The 17,163-nt window shown below is 38.7% G+C and carries 18 protein-coding genes; 6 read left to right on the top strand and 12 right to left on the bottom strand.

All coding sequences use genetic code 11. The features are described 5' to 3' along the window. Positions 1-410: 410 nt before the first annotated feature. The 12 genes from rlmM to hemA form a co-directional block, all read right to left on the bottom strand. Positions 411-1,496, bottom strand: a complete 1,086-nt coding sequence (gene rlmM / locus I6F65_RS15035) for a 23S rRNA (cytidine(2498)-2'-O)-methyltransferase RlmM (RefSeq protein ID WP_024609869.1) — start codon at positions 1,494-1,496, stop codon at positions 411-413. A 17-nt stretch (positions 1,497-1,513) separates the two neighbouring features. Continuing rightward, entirely contained in the window at positions 1,514-1,882 is a 369-nt protein-coding gene (locus I6F65_RS15030) for a DUF423 domain-containing protein (RefSeq protein ID WP_024609870.1), read from the bottom strand. Further along, positions 1,882-2,529: an alpha/beta family hydrolase gene (locus I6F65_RS15025; protein WP_197113666.1), complete on the bottom strand. Its 648-nt coding sequence runs from the start codon at positions 2,527-2,529 to the stop codon at positions 1,882-1,884. Before I6F65_RS15025 ends, I6F65_RS15030 begins: the two co-directional genes overlap by 1 nt. 1 nt (position 2,530) lies before the next feature. Further along, positions 2,531-3,427 carry a transcriptional regulator GcvA gene (locus tag I6F65_RS15020; protein ID WP_197113663.1) on the bottom strand — a complete coding sequence of 299 codons (897 nt, stop codon included), beginning with the start codon at positions 3,425-3,427 and terminating at the stop codon, positions 2,531-2,533. A 132-nt stretch (positions 3,428-3,559) separates the two neighbouring features. Continuing rightward, positions 3,560-4,414 carry a 3-deoxy-8-phosphooctulonate synthase gene (kdsA, locus tag I6F65_RS15015; RefSeq protein ID WP_197113660.1) on the bottom strand — a complete coding sequence of 285 codons (855 nt, stop codon included), beginning with the start codon at positions 4,412-4,414 and terminating at the stop codon, positions 3,560-3,562. A 9-nt stretch (positions 4,415-4,423) separates the two neighbouring features. Next, positions 4,424-5,677 (bottom strand): DUF819 domain-containing protein, encoded by a 1,254-nt coding sequence (locus I6F65_RS15010; RefSeq protein ID WP_166113111.1) that lies wholly within the window; start codon positions 5,675-5,677, stop codon positions 4,424-4,426. Between the two features lie 60 nt (positions 5,678-5,737). Next, a complete protein-coding gene (locus I6F65_RS15005) occupies positions 5,738-6,565 on the bottom strand; it encodes a tetratricopeptide repeat protein (RefSeq protein WP_166113109.1) in 828 nt (275 codons plus the stop codon). A 150-nt stretch (positions 6,566-6,715) separates the two neighbouring features. Continuing rightward, complete coding sequence (locus tag I6F65_RS15000; protein ID WP_024609876.1) at positions 6,716-7,090, bottom strand: SirB2 family protein; 375 nt, start codon at positions 7,088-7,090, stop codon at positions 6,716-6,718. Between the two features lie 27 nt (positions 7,091-7,117). Then, on the bottom strand, positions 7,118-8,662 hold the full coding sequence (locus I6F65_RS14995; RefSeq protein WP_197113657.1) for a response regulator: 1,545 nt from the start codon (positions 8,660-8,662) through the stop codon (positions 7,118-7,120). Positions 8,663-8,716: 54 nt separating this feature from the next. Next, positions 8,717-9,556: a peptide chain release factor N(5)-glutamine methyltransferase gene (gene prmC / locus I6F65_RS14990; RefSeq protein WP_166113107.1), complete on the bottom strand. Its 840-nt coding sequence runs from the start codon at positions 9,554-9,556 to the stop codon at positions 8,717-8,719. A 2-nt stretch (positions 9,557-9,558) separates the two neighbouring features. Next, positions 9,559-10,644 carry a peptide chain release factor 1 gene (gene prfA, locus I6F65_RS14985; RefSeq protein WP_197113654.1) on the bottom strand — a complete coding sequence of 362 codons (1,086 nt, stop codon included), beginning with the start codon at positions 10,642-10,644 and terminating at the stop codon, positions 9,559-9,561. Between the two features lie 7 nt (positions 10,645-10,651). After that, positions 10,652-11,908 (bottom strand): glutamyl-tRNA reductase, encoded by a 1,257-nt coding sequence (gene hemA / locus I6F65_RS14980; RefSeq protein WP_024609880.1) that lies wholly within the window; start codon positions 11,906-11,908, stop codon positions 10,652-10,654. Positions 11,909-11,991: 83 nt separating this feature from the next. On the opposite strand from hemA, the gene lolB reads away from it, so the two are divergent. The 6 genes from lolB (at position 11,992) to ychF (ending at position 16,987) form a co-directional block, all read left to right on the top strand. Beyond that, entirely contained in the window at positions 11,992-12,579 is a 588-nt protein-coding gene (lolB, locus tag I6F65_RS14975) for a lipoprotein insertase outer membrane protein LolB (protein ID WP_197113651.1), read from the top strand. Position 12,580: 1 nt separating this feature from the next. Beyond that, the gene (gene ispE / locus I6F65_RS14970; RefSeq protein WP_197113648.1) at positions 12,581-13,438 is read left to right on the top strand and encodes a 4-(cytidine 5'-diphospho)-2-C-methyl-D-erythritol kinase; all 858 of its coding nucleotides are present in this window, start codon (positions 12,581-12,583) and stop codon (positions 13,436-13,438) included. An 88-nt stretch (positions 13,439-13,526) separates the two neighbouring features. Next, the gene (locus I6F65_RS14965; protein WP_024609883.1) at positions 13,527-14,474 is read left to right on the top strand and encodes a ribose-phosphate pyrophosphokinase; all 948 of its coding nucleotides are present in this window, start codon (positions 13,527-13,529) and stop codon (positions 14,472-14,474) included. Positions 14,475-14,622: 148 nt separating this feature from the next. Further along, a complete protein-coding gene (locus I6F65_RS14960; protein ID WP_024609884.1) occupies positions 14,623-15,237 on the top strand; it encodes a 50S ribosomal protein L25/general stress protein Ctc in 615 nt (204 codons plus the stop codon). 19 nt (positions 15,238-15,256) lie between these two features. Beyond that, on the top strand, positions 15,257-15,841 hold the full coding sequence (gene pth / locus I6F65_RS14955) for an aminoacyl-tRNA hydrolase (RefSeq protein ID WP_024609885.1): 585 nt from the start codon (positions 15,257-15,259) through the stop codon (positions 15,839-15,841). A 54-nt stretch (positions 15,842-15,895) separates the two neighbouring features. Next, a complete protein-coding gene (ychF, locus tag I6F65_RS14950) occupies positions 15,896-16,987 on the top strand; it encodes a redox-regulated ATPase YchF (protein ID WP_166113103.1) in 1,092 nt (363 codons plus the stop codon). Positions 16,988-17,163: the final 176 nt, after the last annotated feature.

The following is a 17,163-nucleotide window of genomic DNA, read 5'->3' as shown; positions in this document are numbered from 1 at the left end:
CTTACTTTACAAAATTTGACTCTCAGGCATTACCACTCTTTAATTATTTTAAGCTCGGCAATTATAGCTGTATTTGATTTATTCTCTTTTATGTAACTAATCAGTTTATTGCTCATTGTTTGCAAGCTTTCTACGTTATATAACTTATTACTACTTATTTATAAATTACCAAAAAGGTTTCACCATCCAAAGTTATAATTGTATAACTTTGTGCTGCAATGCTATTTTTTATTGGTGTGTAGTTCTGGTTGGGTTATTTGAATCCGGTGCTTTATTTGTGGAGAGTTTGAAGTATCTACTTAATCACCTTCCTCTCTCCACTTCCACCGCAGCCATTCAATACGAGTGATAAAAAATTAAGCGAAATCATTTTTGCAAATTATTTTTTACCACTTTTGAGCTTCTATTTATTAACTATATAAGTTTTGGGGTACTTTGGTAACGTTTAAATGAACGGTTATTTCTTCACGGTCATGGTACAAATGCTTAGCTTGCAACTCGTAATTAATACCTTGTTTTTCAAGTTCTTTTCTGATCATAGAAAGACATTCATAAACACTATCAAAACGTTTTTTCATAGGGAGTTTTAAGTTAAATATAAACTCTTTTGCATACGCATTTACCGCCCAATCAATCATTAGCGTAGTCACTTTGGTTGGTTTTTCCACCATATCGCACACTAACCATGTAATATTTCTTTTTTCAGGGCGATATTTAAAGCCATCGGCTCTAAAATGTTTAACCTGCCCTGTTTCCATTAAATCGTCGTTCATAGGCCCATTATCAATCGCACTTACAAACATACCACGGCGAACAAGTTGATAAGTCCAGCCTCCTGGGCAGGCACCTAAATCAACACTACGCATACCAGCTGCAACACGTGACTCGCGCTGTTGCTCAGGAATAAATACATTAAACGCTTCATCTAGTTTTAACGTTGAACGGCTCGGTGCGTCACTTGGCATACGAAGACGTAAAATACCCATAAAAAATGGAGAGTTATTAAAGCTGTATGAGTAACCCACATACGCGGTGTTGTTTGTTAAAAACATAACATGCATTACTGGACGATTTGCTTTTGGTTCTCGCAATACAGTATTTTGTTTTTCGAGGGCTTTTTTAAGTGGCGTTGAGATTTTTTTACAAAATGTTAAAAGCTCTTTACCTTCGTTTGTGTCAGGGGTTTCTACGCGTAGCTCTGAGCACAATGTAAAATCTTTTGCGGCATTTACAACTGCGCCAACTCGGTCTTCTACTGGCATATTTTCTAATAATGTACCGGCAAACCATTGGCGCGCAAACACCATACCTTTAAAATCAACTTTTTTGATTATTTCGTCGCTGTGATGCGCTTCAAAACACTCATAAACAACGTAACCCGTATTTGGTTTTGCTTTAACATAGCCTGCAAAACCTTGCTCCGCAGCGTGAAACGTTATTTCAGCAGCGGCATCGTTTTCAAAACCACTACGACAGTAAATCACAACACTAGACATATTAACCCTTAAAATCTTTAAAACTTAAATCGTGCAACTTGCACTAAAATAACAATCCAACCAATTATAAAGCACAATCCACCTAACGGGGTTATTGGACCAAGCCACTTCATACCTGTTAACGCGAGCAAATATAAACTACCACTAAAAAGGACAGTGCCTGCTATAAAAAAGCCACCAGCCCAACTGAGGTTAATGCCCCATTTTATTAAAACAGCGACCGCAATAAGCGCAAGTCCATGCATCATTTGATACTCTGCTGCCGTTTTAAAAACGCCTAGTGAATACTCTGATAATCGACTTTTTAACCCATGGGCTGCAAAGGCCCCAAGCATGACCGAAAGCATACAAAAAATACTGCCCGTCATTAAAAATAATTTAATCATTAGTTACCCTCTAAATTTAAATTCACACACTTTTGAATAAACTCAACTGCGCCAAATGCAGCCGTTTTTCTGTTTTGTTGCTCAGTAACACCGCTTTTTTTACGAGGCTTAAGTGAGTGGTCACCATCAGTTAACCATATATATTGAGGTTGTTTAGGCATAGGCAATGTTGCTAGCTCTTCTCGAGTACCAAATGTATCTCGCTCACCTTGCAGTACTAAAAATGGACAAACTATATCGGCAAAGTGATCTGTGCGTAGCTTTTCTGGTTTGCCCGGAGGATGAAACGGGTAACCAAAAGCCAGTACGCCTAAAACAGGATGCTCTGTTGAACAGGCAAGCATTGACGCCATTCGCCCTCCCATTGATTTACCGCCAATAAACAACGGTAAATTTGGTTGTGCCTGGCTAAGTACTTGCTCATAATAACTTAACAACTTTGGCGCCCGCTCTGGTGGTCTGCGTTTATTAGTTTGCTTAGCTATTTGCATGTATTCAAAATCAAATAAGCCGACATCAATACCTTGTTCGCTTAAAAGGGTTGCCATGTTTTGCATAAAATCGGAGTCGCTACCCGCCCCTGCGCCATGAGCAAAAATAAACTGGGCTATGGCTGGCTGCGTTTTACTTTTAAACCATTCAATCATATTAATACTCTTGCTCTTGTTCTACTAAACTCAGCATCCATTCTTTAAACGACACTATTTTACCCAGCTCAGTTTGCGACTCGCGAAGCACTAAATAATATGCATTTTTACTTTCTAAACTGTGATTAAAAGGAATAACTAATCGTCCGGCGTCTATATCAGGTTTAGCTAAAACACTATTACCAATTGCCACACCTTGACCATGAACTGCAGCTTGCAATACCATAGATGAGTGACTAAAAATAGGTCCTTGGTTTACTTGTACGTTACGCACACCAGCTGTTTTCATCCATGTTTTCCAGTTTTTACGAGTGGTATCGTGCAGTAAAGTGTGATGAATTAAATCACTTGGCTGATCAAGCGCTTTGGGACCACCTAAAAGCATGGGGCTACACAATGGCACTAAATACTCAGTGTGCAGTTTATAGGTTTGCACACCACTCCAATGACCACGTCCATAATAAATAGCGATATCTACGTCATCAGTTAATGAGTTTTCATCCTGATCTTGTGCTTTTATTCGCACATCAATCTCTGGATGTAATTCATTGAATAAACTCAAGCGTGGCACAAGCCATTGAATCGCAAAACTAGGCGTTAGGCTTACAGTCAACGAGCCCTTAGCACCACGCGCTAATAGCTTTTCTGTCGCATCGATTAACTGCGTAAAAATCTCTTTAATATCGAGAAAGTAGCCTTGCCCTTCTTCAGTTAACAATAACGAGCGGTTTTTTCGTAAAAACAGCTTCAAGCCTAAATGCTCTTCAAGTGTTTTTATTTGATGACTTACAGCCGCTTGCGTTACATAAAGCTCTTCGGCAGCTTTTGTAAAACTTAAATGGCGCGCTGCAGCTTCAAAAGCCTTTAGTGCGTTTAATGGAGGTACTCGTCTTGACATGATAACCAAGCTTAGAATTAGTTTTTCTTATGCGGTGAATTATATACCTATGCTAAGAAAGAGTATATTTAAGGCGTAAAAAAAGCGACCTTAGTCGCTCTTTTACTGTTACCTAAGTATATAGGTAGTTAATTATAAGTCGTTTGCACTTGTATCAAGAGGTGCAAAGCTTTTGATTAAATCATCTACCGCTTTCATTTGCGATAGATAACCTTCTAATTTACTAAGTGCAAGTGCGCACGGACCGTCACATTTGGCTTCGTTTGGATTAGGGTGCGCTTCAATGAATAAACCTGCAATACCTAATGCCATACCACTTCGAGCAAGTTCTGCTGCTTGTGCACGACGACCATCTGCTGAATCAGTACGACCACCAGGGCGTTGTAAAGCATGTGTTGCATCAAAAATAACAGGTGCCATTGCCTTCATGTCATCCATACCTAGCATATCGACAACAAGATTGTTGTAACCAAAGCTTGAACCACGCTCACACAAAGCAATATTATTATTACCCGCTTCATTAAATTTAGTAATGATATGGCGCATTTCGCGTGGAGCTAAAAACTGTGGTTTTTTTACATTAATAATTGCACCTGTTTTAGCCATTGCTACAACTAAATCAGTTTGACGTGCTAAAAAAGCAGGTAACTGTATTACATCAACTACTTCAGCAACTGGCGCTGCTTGATATGGTTCGTGTACATCGGTGATAAGTGGAATATTAAAAGTATTTTTAATCTCTTCAAATATTTTTAAACCTTCTTCCATTCCTGGTCCACGGTAAGAATTAATTGATGAGCGATTTGCTTTATCAAATGACGCTTTAAACACATAAGGAATATTTAATTTAGTTGTTACTTCTACGTAATGCTCTGCAACACGCATTGCTAAATCACGAGATTCTAATACGTTAATACCACCAAACAATACAAATGGTTTGTTGTTTGCCAGCTCAATCTCATTAATCTTAATAATTTGATCTTTCATTTTAATTCCTTATGGTGCAACTGCTTGCATCATTAATCCACAAATATAGGCCATATAAGTACCTACGCCATAACCCAATACCGCAAGTAATACACCTACAGGCGCAAGCGATGGATGAAATGCTGATGCAACTACCGGAGCTGATGCAGCACCACCTACATTAGCTTGTGAGCCCACAGCCATATAAAATAATGGTGCTTTAATTAGTTTCGCCACTACTAACATAATACTTGCATGAACTAACATCCAAATTGCACCAACTAAAAATAACCCAGGGTTATTAAAAATAGCGGTTACATTCATGTGTAAACCAATCGATGCAACTAAAATATATAAAAAGCTAGAAGCCACTTTTGAAGCGCCAAAGGCCTCTATTTGCCTAACTTTAGTAAACGATAAACCTATACCTATTGTCGTTGATATTACAATCAGCCAGAAGAATTTACTGTTTAAGCTGTATTCTTTTGCCCACTCATAAGTGTTGCCAAAGTAAGGTCCTAAAAAGTCAGCACAAAAGTGTGCTAAACCAGTAATACCAAATGCAATTGCAAGTAGCATCATGTAGTCGTTAAGTGTTGGAATTCGCGCATGTTCTGCATGATAAGCTTCTACACGCTTTTTTAAATCTTCAATTGCGCTGGTGTCGGCACCAGTAGCTGCATCAATTTTTTTATGATTAGCTGCCATTAATAATAGAACAGCCATCCAAATATTAGCGACTATTACATCAACAGTAATCATTACCGAGAATATATCGCCACCCACTTCAAACATTTCTTTCATTGATGCTTGATTAGCACCACCACCAATCCAGCTACCAGCAACCGTGGTCATACCACGCCAAACTGCATCAGGACCATGACCACCAACAATACTTGGATCAAATGCGCTAACAACTAAAATAGCTAACGGACCACCAATAACAATACCCAATGTGCCTACTAAAAACATAATGAGTGCTTTGGGTCCCAAGTTAATAATGGCTCTTAAATCAATACTAATTGTAAGAAGTATTAAACAGGCAGGTAATAAATAACGTGAGGCAACGTAATAAACATTAGATTTGTTACCATCAACAATCCCAAATGTATTCAATAACGATGGCAAAAAGTAACACAGCAATAAAGCAGGTACATATTTATAAAATGTTTTTAAAGCTGGTCGTTCACTGCTTGAGGTTTTAAAAATAAATCCTAAAATAACAGCAAGCAAACCTAGCACAACGGCATCATTAGTTATTAATGCACTTTGGGTTTCAACCATAATTATTCCTATTATTTTGGCACGTCAACATTTCAAATTAATCTTGAAAGTAAACGTACCTTAATGGTGAGTTTTATTATTATCTTCTAATTCTTCAATTTGATGCAGAATAATCTCAATAGCGGGATCATCCGGACATTCATCAACAAAAAACTGTAAATCATCACGTGCCATTTTAGGACAATCAAGTTGATTTAATAAGTAACCTCTGTCGCGTCTTTCGTACGGGTCGTCGCCAATTAACTCCATAAGCATTTCCACACAGGTCAAAGCATGACCAAATTTGCTTTCGCTGATAAAAGACCACTTTTGTTGTGCTAAAAATAGTTTATACACTTCATCATTAAAAATGAGTTCTAATGGCTCTTGTTCTTGACCGTCATCTTCATCAGCATTTTCAGGAATGATATACCAGCTTTGTTGACCAGTACTTGGCTCAATTACATACCCTTCCTCATCACTAATCGCCACATGCACAGCAATTTCACCTTGGTTTAGGCTCATACTGGCATCTAGCTTAGCGTGTTGTAAAAAGTGACAAAGTAATATGGCTAAAGTAGTTGGAGACCCGCTACGCATAGTTAACGTATAACTTAAACTATTTAGTTTATGCTCAGGTACTTTTAGGCTAGATGCACTAAATAACCAATTACTGTAAAAAGTATCTAACAATTGATCAAGGCACTCATGCTCATCACTCGCTTTTAAACAAAGCGCATCTATTTGCTGCTCAAAGTCAGTTAAAGTTTCAAAACTTGTCGTTAAGTCTATTTGAGGGTCCCATTTAGACTCTGCTTTTATACAACGATAAATAACCGGCGGCGTAAATTCGTCATAAGCATCATCAATATAAGATTCATCATGTTCATCAAACCCGAGGGTGGTCATCAATACTGCAACATTTTGAGAAAACGAAAGCGTAGTTTACCTAACTTTAAAGCTATATACCAATATAGAGGTGTTTTTGAATGTTTTCTGAGAGGGAGTCGTATTTGAGCTTTACAAAAGAATTATAAAACTCAAATAGTCAGATATTACTTACAATAAAAAAGCTGATTTAGACGTAGCTAAATAGCCTATAGCCAAAATAACAGCGGTATTAACTAAAATGTAAGCAACTTTAGCTGTCATTTTAGTTTGTCTGGCGCTTTTAGCCCCAATACCAATATATATAACTACTAATACTATTTTTTCTAATAGCCAATATTGTTCAAACGGGTTTATTTTAGCCATAAATATAAGCGTAAGTGCAGACACTAATAACAACGTATCTATACTGTGACTACCAATCATTACCGCTTTATTTTTTGCTATTTTGCCACTACCCATTCGCGAAAATGCACGAACATAAAATAAAATAACACTTAACAAAGCTATTGCCATGTGTGAGTGTTTTACTGCTAAATAATCCATATGCCCCTATACTTCTGTTTTTAAAAATTAATCTGGAAAACGGGTAAGCACCGCTTCTAACTCATTAAGCTTATCGTTAAATATTTCTACAAGCTTAGGGTCGAAATGAGAGCCTTTCTGTTCATTAATTTCATCCACTACGTTTTGTAATGTCCAAGGCTCTTTATAACAGCGTTTGTGGCGAAGTGCATCGTATACATCAGCTAATGCAACTATTCGTCCAAAAACATTGATATCTTCTCCTTTTAAGCCTTGCGGATAACCTGAACCATCCCATTTTTCGTGATGTTCTTTAGCTATAATTGCACCCGTACTAACAATCTCATGCGGTGAGTCTTTTAAAATAGTATACCCTTTATCAGTATGGGTCTTCATTATTTCCCACTCTTGAGCATCTAACTTTGCTGGTTTGTTTAAAACCGCGTCAGGAATACCCACTTTACCTACATCGTGTAATGGTGATGCTAATCGAATTAAATCTGCATCGTGTTTTGATAAACCATACCCTTGTGCCAATATATGACAAATATGTGCAACGCGCTTAACATGATTACCCGTTTCGGTAGAACGCTGCTCTACTGCCTCACTTAACCTATAAACTAACTCCTGCTGCGTGGCTTCAACTTCAGATTGTAATTGCACATTTTCAAACGCTAGTTGTACATTTTGTGAAAAAATCTCAATTAAATGACGCTGCGTATCTGTTAAGCTTTTTGGAATACCTGATATAAATAACATTGAGTTATGATTATATTCACTGCTGCAATAAGCAAAAAGATAATTATCTTTGTACACAATAGATTTATTGTTAAGCGCTTGCTCACAAGCACTTAACTGTTCTTCTTTTAGTACTTCTTCTAATTCTTTGCCTTCACATTGTTCAAAATCACCTGTGCCAGAGCAAACTATTAGTTTTTTATTATTATTTATCCCTGGGTTTTGAGCAACTAATGTAGTTGCATACATTGCTTGATCAGCAATGCCTAAAAGTGAAGATAGCTGCAGCATAACACCTTCAATAAAACTCTCTATTGAATGTGCTGAGAAAATATCTCTTGATGCCTTAATTATTTTCTCTAACCCTTCTCTTGATTGTTCAATAGCAATAATATCGCGATATGAACGAAGGCTCGACATAATAACTGTAAATAGCTTTTGTGCGGTCAATTCGGTTTTAGATTTATAATCATTAATATCGTAATTAACAATAACTTGACGCTCAGGAGCTTGTCCTGGTTGACCCGTTCTTAAAATAATACGGATATGATTATTTTGAGCCGTTTCACGAATATATTTAGCAACTTGCAAGCCTGCATCGTCAGTTTCCATAACAACATCAAGCAGTACAATTGCTGCATCAGTATGCTCATCAATTAACTGTTTTGCTTCTGCACCAGAGTAAGCGCTTATAAACTCTAAACGCTTATTCTGAAACTCAAAATCGCTCAATGCTAGCTTTGTAACAGCATGAACTTCAGGCTCGTCATCAACGATTAATACTTTCCATGTGCCTTGTTCTATATCGCTAACTACTTCTTCTGGCTCATCTGAAAATAAAAAATCACCCATCATAATAAAAATTCCTTCATGGCATTATTTAACGCACGAGCAGGCAATTGTTATTATCTAAGGCCACTGTGCAAGTGTTACGCGGTCATTGTTACCAAGGTCTTTCACTGTTTTAATATTTACAAACGCCATTTTTTCAAAAAAATAACGAACAGCTTCGCCTTGCTCAAAACCATGTTCTATTAAAAGATAGCCACTAGATAGCAAATAGTCACGCGATTGTGTAATTATTTGTTTTATATCAGACATTCCTGCATCGTCTGCTACTAATGCTGATAATGGCTCATACCTAACATCCCCCTGAACAAGGTGTATATCATCTTGCTTAATATAAGGAGGGTTAGTTACAATTAAATTAAATTTTTCGCCTAGTAAAGCGCTAAACCAGTCACTTTGCTTAACGTGTACATTATTAATACCTAAGCGTTGTTGATTCCGCATTGCTAAATTTACTGCATTACTGACTCTGTCTACAGCTGTAATTTGCCAATTTGGCATTTCACTTCCAAGCGCTAAGGCAATTGCACCGGTGCCAGTGCCTAAATCAAGTACTTTTGCTGTAGCAGGTACAGCCATTTCAAGTGCTTGCTCTACCAATGTTTCAGTATCTGGTCGAGGTATTAAAGTTGTTGCATTAACTTCGAGTAATAAACTCCAAAATTCACGCTGCCCAGTAATATGCGCAACGGGTTCGCCATTTAAACGCCTTTGACAAAACAGTTCAAATTGCTGTTGCTGCTCAGCGTTAAGCTCATGCTCTGGCCAAGTAAAAAGGTAACTGCGTGGTTTTTGAAGAATATGTAGAAGCAAAACTTGTGCGTCTAATTTAGCACTTTCGCTGCTTGAAGCTAATAAATTAGCTCCTGCAGCAATTGCTTGTTCAAGAGTGTGGCTCACGACTACTCGTCGCCCATAGCCGCTAATAAGTCAGCTTGATGCTCTTGCATTAATGGATCGATCACACAGCTTAAATCACCCGCTACTACTTCGTTTAAACGATAAAGTGTCAGGTTAATACGGTGATCGGTAATACGACCTTGAGGATAGTTATAAGTACGAATACGCTCAGAACGGTCACCACTACCTACTAAATCACGACGCTCAGAAGCCTCTGCTTCATGGCGTTTTTCATCTTCAGCTTGTTGCAGTCGAGCTGCAAGTACTGACATCGCTTTAGCACGGTTTTTATGCTGTGAACGTTGATCCTGACACTCAACCACAACACCGGTAGGTATATGTGTAAGTCGAATAGCAGAGTCTGTTTTATTAACGTGCTGACCACCTGCGCCTGATGCACGAAATGTATCAACCTTTAAATCTGCAGTATTAATTTGTATCGCTTCTGCTTCTGGTACTTCTGCCATTACCGCAACGGTACAAGCAGAGGTATGAACACGCCCCTGTGACTCAGTTTCTGGCACACGTTGTACGCGGTGTACGCCTGATTCAAACTTTAATTGCCCGTAAACACCTTCGCCACTAATATTCGCAATCACTTCTTTGTAACCACCGTGCTCACCTTCATTGGTGCTCACAACTTCTACTTTCCATTTTTTAGTTTCTGCGTAACGGCTGTACATACGAAATAAATCGCCGGCAAAAAGCGCCGCTTCATCGCCGCCCGTTCCAGCACGTACTTCAACAAACACGTTATTGTTATCGCGTGGATCTTTTGGCAACATCAATACTTGAATTTGATCTTCAATTGCTAGAATTTGTGCTTTAGCTTCTTTGTATTCTTCTTGCGCCATTTCACGCATTTCAGGATCCGAATCTTTAAGCATCTCTTCTGCACTGGCTAAATCATCTTGCGTTTCTTTATAAACTAAAAACGTTTTTACAATCTCTTCAAGCTCAGAATATTCTTTTGAAAGCCCACGAAAACGATTTTGATCACTAATGACCGACGGGTCACTTAGCAGCGCTTGTACTTCTTCGTAGCGTTCTACTAAGGTTTCTAATTTATTATAAACAGACTCTTTCATTTAACAGTTATTCCTGATCAATACCTAACATTTTTTTCAACTGGTTTAGCTGCGCCACTTCACCTTTTTTCGCTGCATCTTGTATAGCACGTGTAGGCGCGTGCATTAAGCGATTGGTTAATTTATTGGCCAACTCTAAAATTACTTTTTCTGCATCTTTACCACTAGAGAGTTGGCTAACCGCCTTCTCTACTAATTCAGACTTTATTGTTTGTACATCATTTCGATAATGGCGGATTAAATCTACCGAATCGAGTGAACGCATCCACATTGCAAATTCTTTAGTGCGTTCAATTATAATAATTTGTGCTTGTTCAGCAGCTTGCTCTCGCGCAGCCATATTTTCGCTTACAATAGTTTGTAAGTCATCAACTGAATATAGATAGGCTGCATCGAGCTCGCCTACTTGGCTTTCTATATCGCGTGGTACAGCGATATCTATAAACAACATCGGTTTATTTCTACGCTGTTTGAGAGCCTGTTCAACCACACCCTTACCTATAATAGGAAGCGTACTGGCTGTAGAACTAATCACTATATCGGCTTCATGTAAACGCTCTGGCAACTGTGCAAGCGCAATCACATCTGCCGACACTTCATCAGCAAGGCTGCGCGCACGTTCAATTGTTCTATTAGCTACCGTTATTTTTTTAGGCTCATTTTGATATAAATGCTTAGCTACCAGCTCAATCGTCTCGCCTGCACCAATTAATAACACATTGGTCTGATCAAGCTTGCCATAAATATGTTTTGCTAAATTAACTGCCGCAAACGCGACCGACACAGCACTTGCACCAATGTTTGTTTCGGTTCTGACTTCTTTTGCAACCGAAAAAGTTTTTTGAAATAACCGATCAAACGTAACACCAATGGCATCATGTGTTTTAGCACTATTATAAGCTTGCTTTATTTGCCCTAATATTTGTGGTTCACCTAATACTAAAGAATCCAAACCACAGGCAACACGCATTAAATGATTTATTGCATCATTACCTTCGTAACAATAAATATTGCTACTCAGTTCTTGTTCATCTAAACCATGGAAACTGGCTAACCAATGCAACAGTGTTTGGGATTTTTGCTGAGCAAGGCTACAATAGATTTCGGTTCGATTACAGGTAGAAACGATCACCGCTTCACTAAACGCAGCGTGACCACTTAATTGTTGCAACGCCTCTGATATTTGCTCAGGCGAAAAAGCCACTTTTTCACGTAAGTCTACGGATGCGGTTTTGTGATTTATACCAAGTGCTATTATGGTCATATTTGCCAAATATTGCTGAGCCCTACTTTAAAGGCGGCAATTTTACCAAAAATCAGCGGAATATGGAAAGTAAGGAACGACATTTGATTCGACAATATTTAATTTTATTTACCTTTTTTTTATTTTTAGGTGGTTGCACGCAACAAACAAACAAAATAACAACAACTTACGATGATTGGAAACCTCGCCTTGCGGCTCAAAAAACTTGGCAAGTAGAGGGGAAACTTGCTTTTATCAGCCCTGATGAGCGCCAATCTGCAAATTTAAATTGGCAACAAAGGGAAAATAGTAACAATTTAGTGCTGACTACTTTTATTGGTACGCGCATTTTGTCGCTTAAACAAACCGAAAAAGGTGCTGAGCTAGAATTTGATGGTGAAGAGTATTTTGATACTGATGCTGCGCGACTTCTTAAACGTTTAACTGGTTTTACTTTACCTGTAAATAATGCCGATAGTTGGTTAAAAGGTACTATTGACGATCAAAGCTTAATAGTTGATCAACTCGGTCGCGCTAAACAAGTACTTTGGTTTGATAACACCGGTAAAAAATGGCAAATAGATTACAGTGCATATATGCAAGCTGAAGGTTATTGGGTTCCAACCAAACTAACGCTCAAACACCAAAGCATTAGAATCAAAATTCAACTCTATGACTGGCAATTTAATTAATATGAATACCAAAACGTCTTTTTCTTTAATTGCTCCGGCAAAGCTCAACTTATTTTTACACATTAACGGGCGTCGTGAAGATGGCTATCATGAGCTGGAAACTTTATTTACTTTTTTGAATTTTGGAGATGAACTTAGTTTTGAACTAGTGCACACATCCACAATTTCAATAGAGGGTGATACTAAAGATATCCCTTTAATAGACAACCTCATCTATAAAGCTGCCTTATTATTACAAACTAAGAGCAAAACGGAGCTTGGTGTAAAAATAAATTTAATTAAACGCTTACCAATGGGAGGCGGTGTTGGAGGTGGTTCATCAGATGCCGCAACTACATTATTAGCGCTCAATAAACTTTGGAAAACACAGTTAAGTTTGGATGAACTTGCTCATTTAGGCTTACAATTAGGAGCAGATGTTCCCGTGTTCATACATGGTCAAAGCGCCATAGCACACGGCATTGGCGAAAAATTACACCAAGTAGAACTAGAACAAAAATGGTACTGTGTAGTACATCCAAATCAACATGTAAGTACCGCTAAAATATTCACTCATCCTGAGCTAAAACGTGACACACCTAAAATATTAGGTGACTGGAAACAGCATATTTTGACTAATGATTGTGAGCCTTTAGTTAAAAAGCTTTGTCCCGAGGTTGAAAAAACCCTCCAGTGGTTGCTAAAATACGCCCCGTCGAAGATGACCGGAACAGGTTCATGTTGTTTTGTAGAATTTGCTAGTCAAGTTCAAGCACAAGATGTACTTGCTAACCTCCCCCATACTTGGCAGGGATTTATCGCCTCAAGCGTTAATGTCTCCCCTGCTCATACGGAGTTAGCCGCTATATTCGATCAATGAAGTAACGTAAAAGTAATCATAAGTTAACCCGCAGTGGTATTTATCATTGCCCGTTAGTCCAAAATTTCAGTGCCTGAGGAACCCAACCGTGCCTGACATGAAGCTCTTCGCTGGTAACGCAACACCTGAGTTAGCTCAAAAAGTTGCAAAACGTTTATATATTGAATTAGGCGATGCTGTTGTAGGCCGTTTTAGTGACGGTGAGATCAGTGTTCAAATAAATGAAAATGTTCGTGGCTCGGATGTTTTTATATTGCAATCAACCTGTGCCCCTACAAACGATAACTTAATGGAACTTATCGTTATGGTTGATGCTTTACGTCGTGCATCTGCAGGTCGTATTACTGCCGTTATTCCTTATTTCGGTTATGCCCGTCAAGATCGTCGTGTACGTTCTGCCCGTGTACCAATTACTGCTAAAGTTGTTGCTGACTTCCTATCAAGCGTAGGTGTTGACCGTGTACTTACGGTTGATTTACACGCTGAGCAAATTCAAGGCTTCTTTGATGTACCAGTAGATAACGTATTTGGCAGCCCTGTATTACTTGAAGATATGAAAGCCCGTCATTTTGATGACGTTGTTGTTGTATCTCCTGATATTGGTGGTGTTGTACGTGCTCGTGCTATAGCAAAACTATTAAACGATACCGATTTAGCTATTATTGATAAACGTCGCCCACAAGCAAACGTTTCTCAAGTAATGCATATTATTGGTGATGTTGAAGGTCGTGATTGTATTATCGTAGATGATATGATTGATACCGGTGGTACATTGTGTAAAGCTGCTGAAGCACTTAAAGAACATGGCGCAAAGCGTGTATTTGCTTACGCTACGCACCCTATTCTTTCTGGTAAAGCTGCAGAAAACTTACGTAATTCAGTAATTGACGAAGTGATTGTAACTGACTCAATACCTCTTTCTGAAGAACTTAAAGCGCTTGATATAGTTAAAGTACTTACTCTTGCAGATATGCTAGCAGAGACTATTCGTCGTATTAGTAACGAAGAATCTATTTCAGCGATGTTCGAACACTAAAATCAAACATTTCTGAATATAAAAGCGCCTTTTGGCGCTTTTTTTGTAAGCGATGTATATTTTACAAGTACGCGGTGGTATGATAGCGCGCCTTTTGGCTGGGGTCCTTGGTCGCAAAGGCCCTACACTTATAATTATTGGAGACATCATGTCTAACAAAACTTACACTTATAACGCTGAACTTCGCGTAGAAACTGGTACTGGTGCGAGCCGCCGCCTACGTCGCGAAGACAAAGTACCTGCAATCCTTTACGGAGCAGATAAAGAAGCTCTATCTCTTACTTTTGCTCATAAAGATATGATCAAAGCGCAAGAAGATGAAGGTTTTTACACTCACATCATTACACTAAACATAGGCGGCGAGTCTGTTGAAGCTATCTTAAAAGATATTCAACGTCACCCATTCAAGCCTAAGCTTACTCACCTTGATTTCCAACGTGTAGATGCTACTCATACATTCCAAACTAAAGTTCCTCTTCACTTCATCGGTGAAGATATCGTGACAAAACTAGGTGCAACTGTTGTTCACCAGTTAACTGAAGTTGAAATTTCATGTCTTCCAAAAGCACTTCCAGAATTTATCGAAGTTGATGTGTCTAACTTTGTAGTTGGCGATTCGGTTCATATTTCTGACCTTACTTTCCCTAAAGGCGTTAGCTCTGTAGATTTAGGTAAAGGCGAAGGCCATGATCAGTCTATCCTGACTATCAAAGCAAACAAAGCAGCTCCAACTGAAGACGACGCTTCAGACGCTGCAGAATAATATTTAAGGTCTCGCAACCTTGAATTCTATTCAAATGCTTGTGGGCCTGGCTAATCCAGGCCCCGAATACGCAAACACACGCCACAATGCAGGTGCTTGGTTCATCGAGCAAATCGCTGCACGCTACAACTGCACTCTAAAATACGATCCTAAATATCACGGCCTTACAGGTAAAGTGATCATTCAAGGCCAAGAATTCAAATTATTGATCCCCACTACTTACATGAATTTAAGTGGTAAAGCGGTCAGTAGTTTAGCTAATTTTTTCAAAATCCCAGTGGAAGACATTTTAGTTGCCCATGATGAGTTGGATTTAGACCCAGGCGTTGCCAAATTAAAAAAAGGCGGCGGGCATGGCGGTCATAATGGTTTAAAAGACATTATTGCAAAAATGGCAAATCAAAAAGACTTTATGCGTTTACGTATAGGTGTAGGTCATCCAGGGCATCGTGAAATGGTCACCGGTTGGGTGCTTGGTAAAGCAGCCAAAGACGATCAAGAAAAAATGGATGCCGCTGTTGATGAAGCAGTTCGTTGTATGGAAATACTTGCAAAAGATGGTGTGTTAAAAGCACAAAACAGACTACATTCGTTTAAACCCTAGTAACTTGGGTCCAAGTACACCGTTTAAACGAATTCTAAACTAAGGTATCTTACTATGGGTTTTAAATGTGGCATCGTTGGCTTGCCTAACGTGGGTAAATCAACGCTTTTCAATGCATTAACCAAAGCGGGTATTGAAGCCGCTAACTTTCCTTTTTGTACCATAGAGCCTAATACAGGTGTGGTGCCTGTGCCAGATCCTCGCTTAGACGAGCTCGCTAAAATTGTAAATCCGCAACGCATCCTTACAACAAGTATGGAATTTGTGGATATTGCAGGTTTAGTAAAAGGCGCATCTAAAGGTGAAGGTCTTGGTAATCAGTTTTTAGCTAACATTCGCGAAACTGATGCTATTGGTCACGTAGTTCGCTGTTTTGAAGACGAAAACATCATTCACGTAGCGGGTACAATTGACCCTGCAGACGATATTGACGTAATTAACACCGAGTTAGTACTTTCTGATATGGATAGTGCTGAAAAAGCTCTTTTCCGTAACGCGAAAAAAGCAAAAGGTGGCGATAAAGACGCTAAAGAGCAAAATGCCGTACTTGAAAAAGTAAAAGTGCATCTTGATGAAGGCTTAACTTTACGTTCTTTAGATTTAACTAAAGAAGAAAAAGCAGCTATCAGCTCTGTTAACTTCTTAACTATCAAACCAACTATGTATATTGCTAACGTTGCAGAAGATGGCTTTGAAAATAACCCTTACCTTGACCGCGTACGTGCTATTGCCGCAGCAGAAGATGCTATTGTAGTACCCGTATGTGCCGCTATTGAATCTGAGCTTTCTGAACTAGATGAAGAAGACAAGCTTGAATTTATGGCTGATCTTGGTTTAGAAGAGCCGGGTCTTAACCTTGTTATTCGTGGTGGTTATGAATTACTGCAATTACAAACATACTTTACAGCTGGCGTAAAAGAAGTACGTGCATGGACAATCCCTGTAGGTGCAACAGCACCGCAAGCCGCAGGTAAAATCCATACAGACTTCGAGCGTGGCTTTATTCGTGCGCAAACTATCGCTTTTGACGACTTCGTTGCCTTTAAAGGTGAGAGTGGCGCAAAAGAAGCAGGTAAAATGCGTCAAGAAGGTAAAGAGTACATTGTTAAAGATGGCGATGTAATGAACTTCCTGTTCAACGTATAAGTACAAATTAAACCAATTTAGATTGGAATAATTTTTAAAGGCTCGTTTTTACGAGCCTTTTTTGTATTTAAGCATTATTAAAATAATAATTAGCCTCAACTAGGGGCTGTTGATCTTTGTAGTATATATATTAATCAGCCCACATTGGTAGCCACATCATAGTAAATGCTAAAGCG

This window comes from Pseudoalteromonas sp. SWXJZ94C, assembly GCF_015864385.1.
Taxonomy (GTDB): domain Bacteria; phylum Pseudomonadota; class Gammaproteobacteria; order Enterobacterales; family Alteromonadaceae; genus Pseudoalteromonas.
The sequence above is the reverse complement of the archived record's forward strand: the minus strand, read 5'-3'. Positions and strand labels throughout refer to the sequence as shown.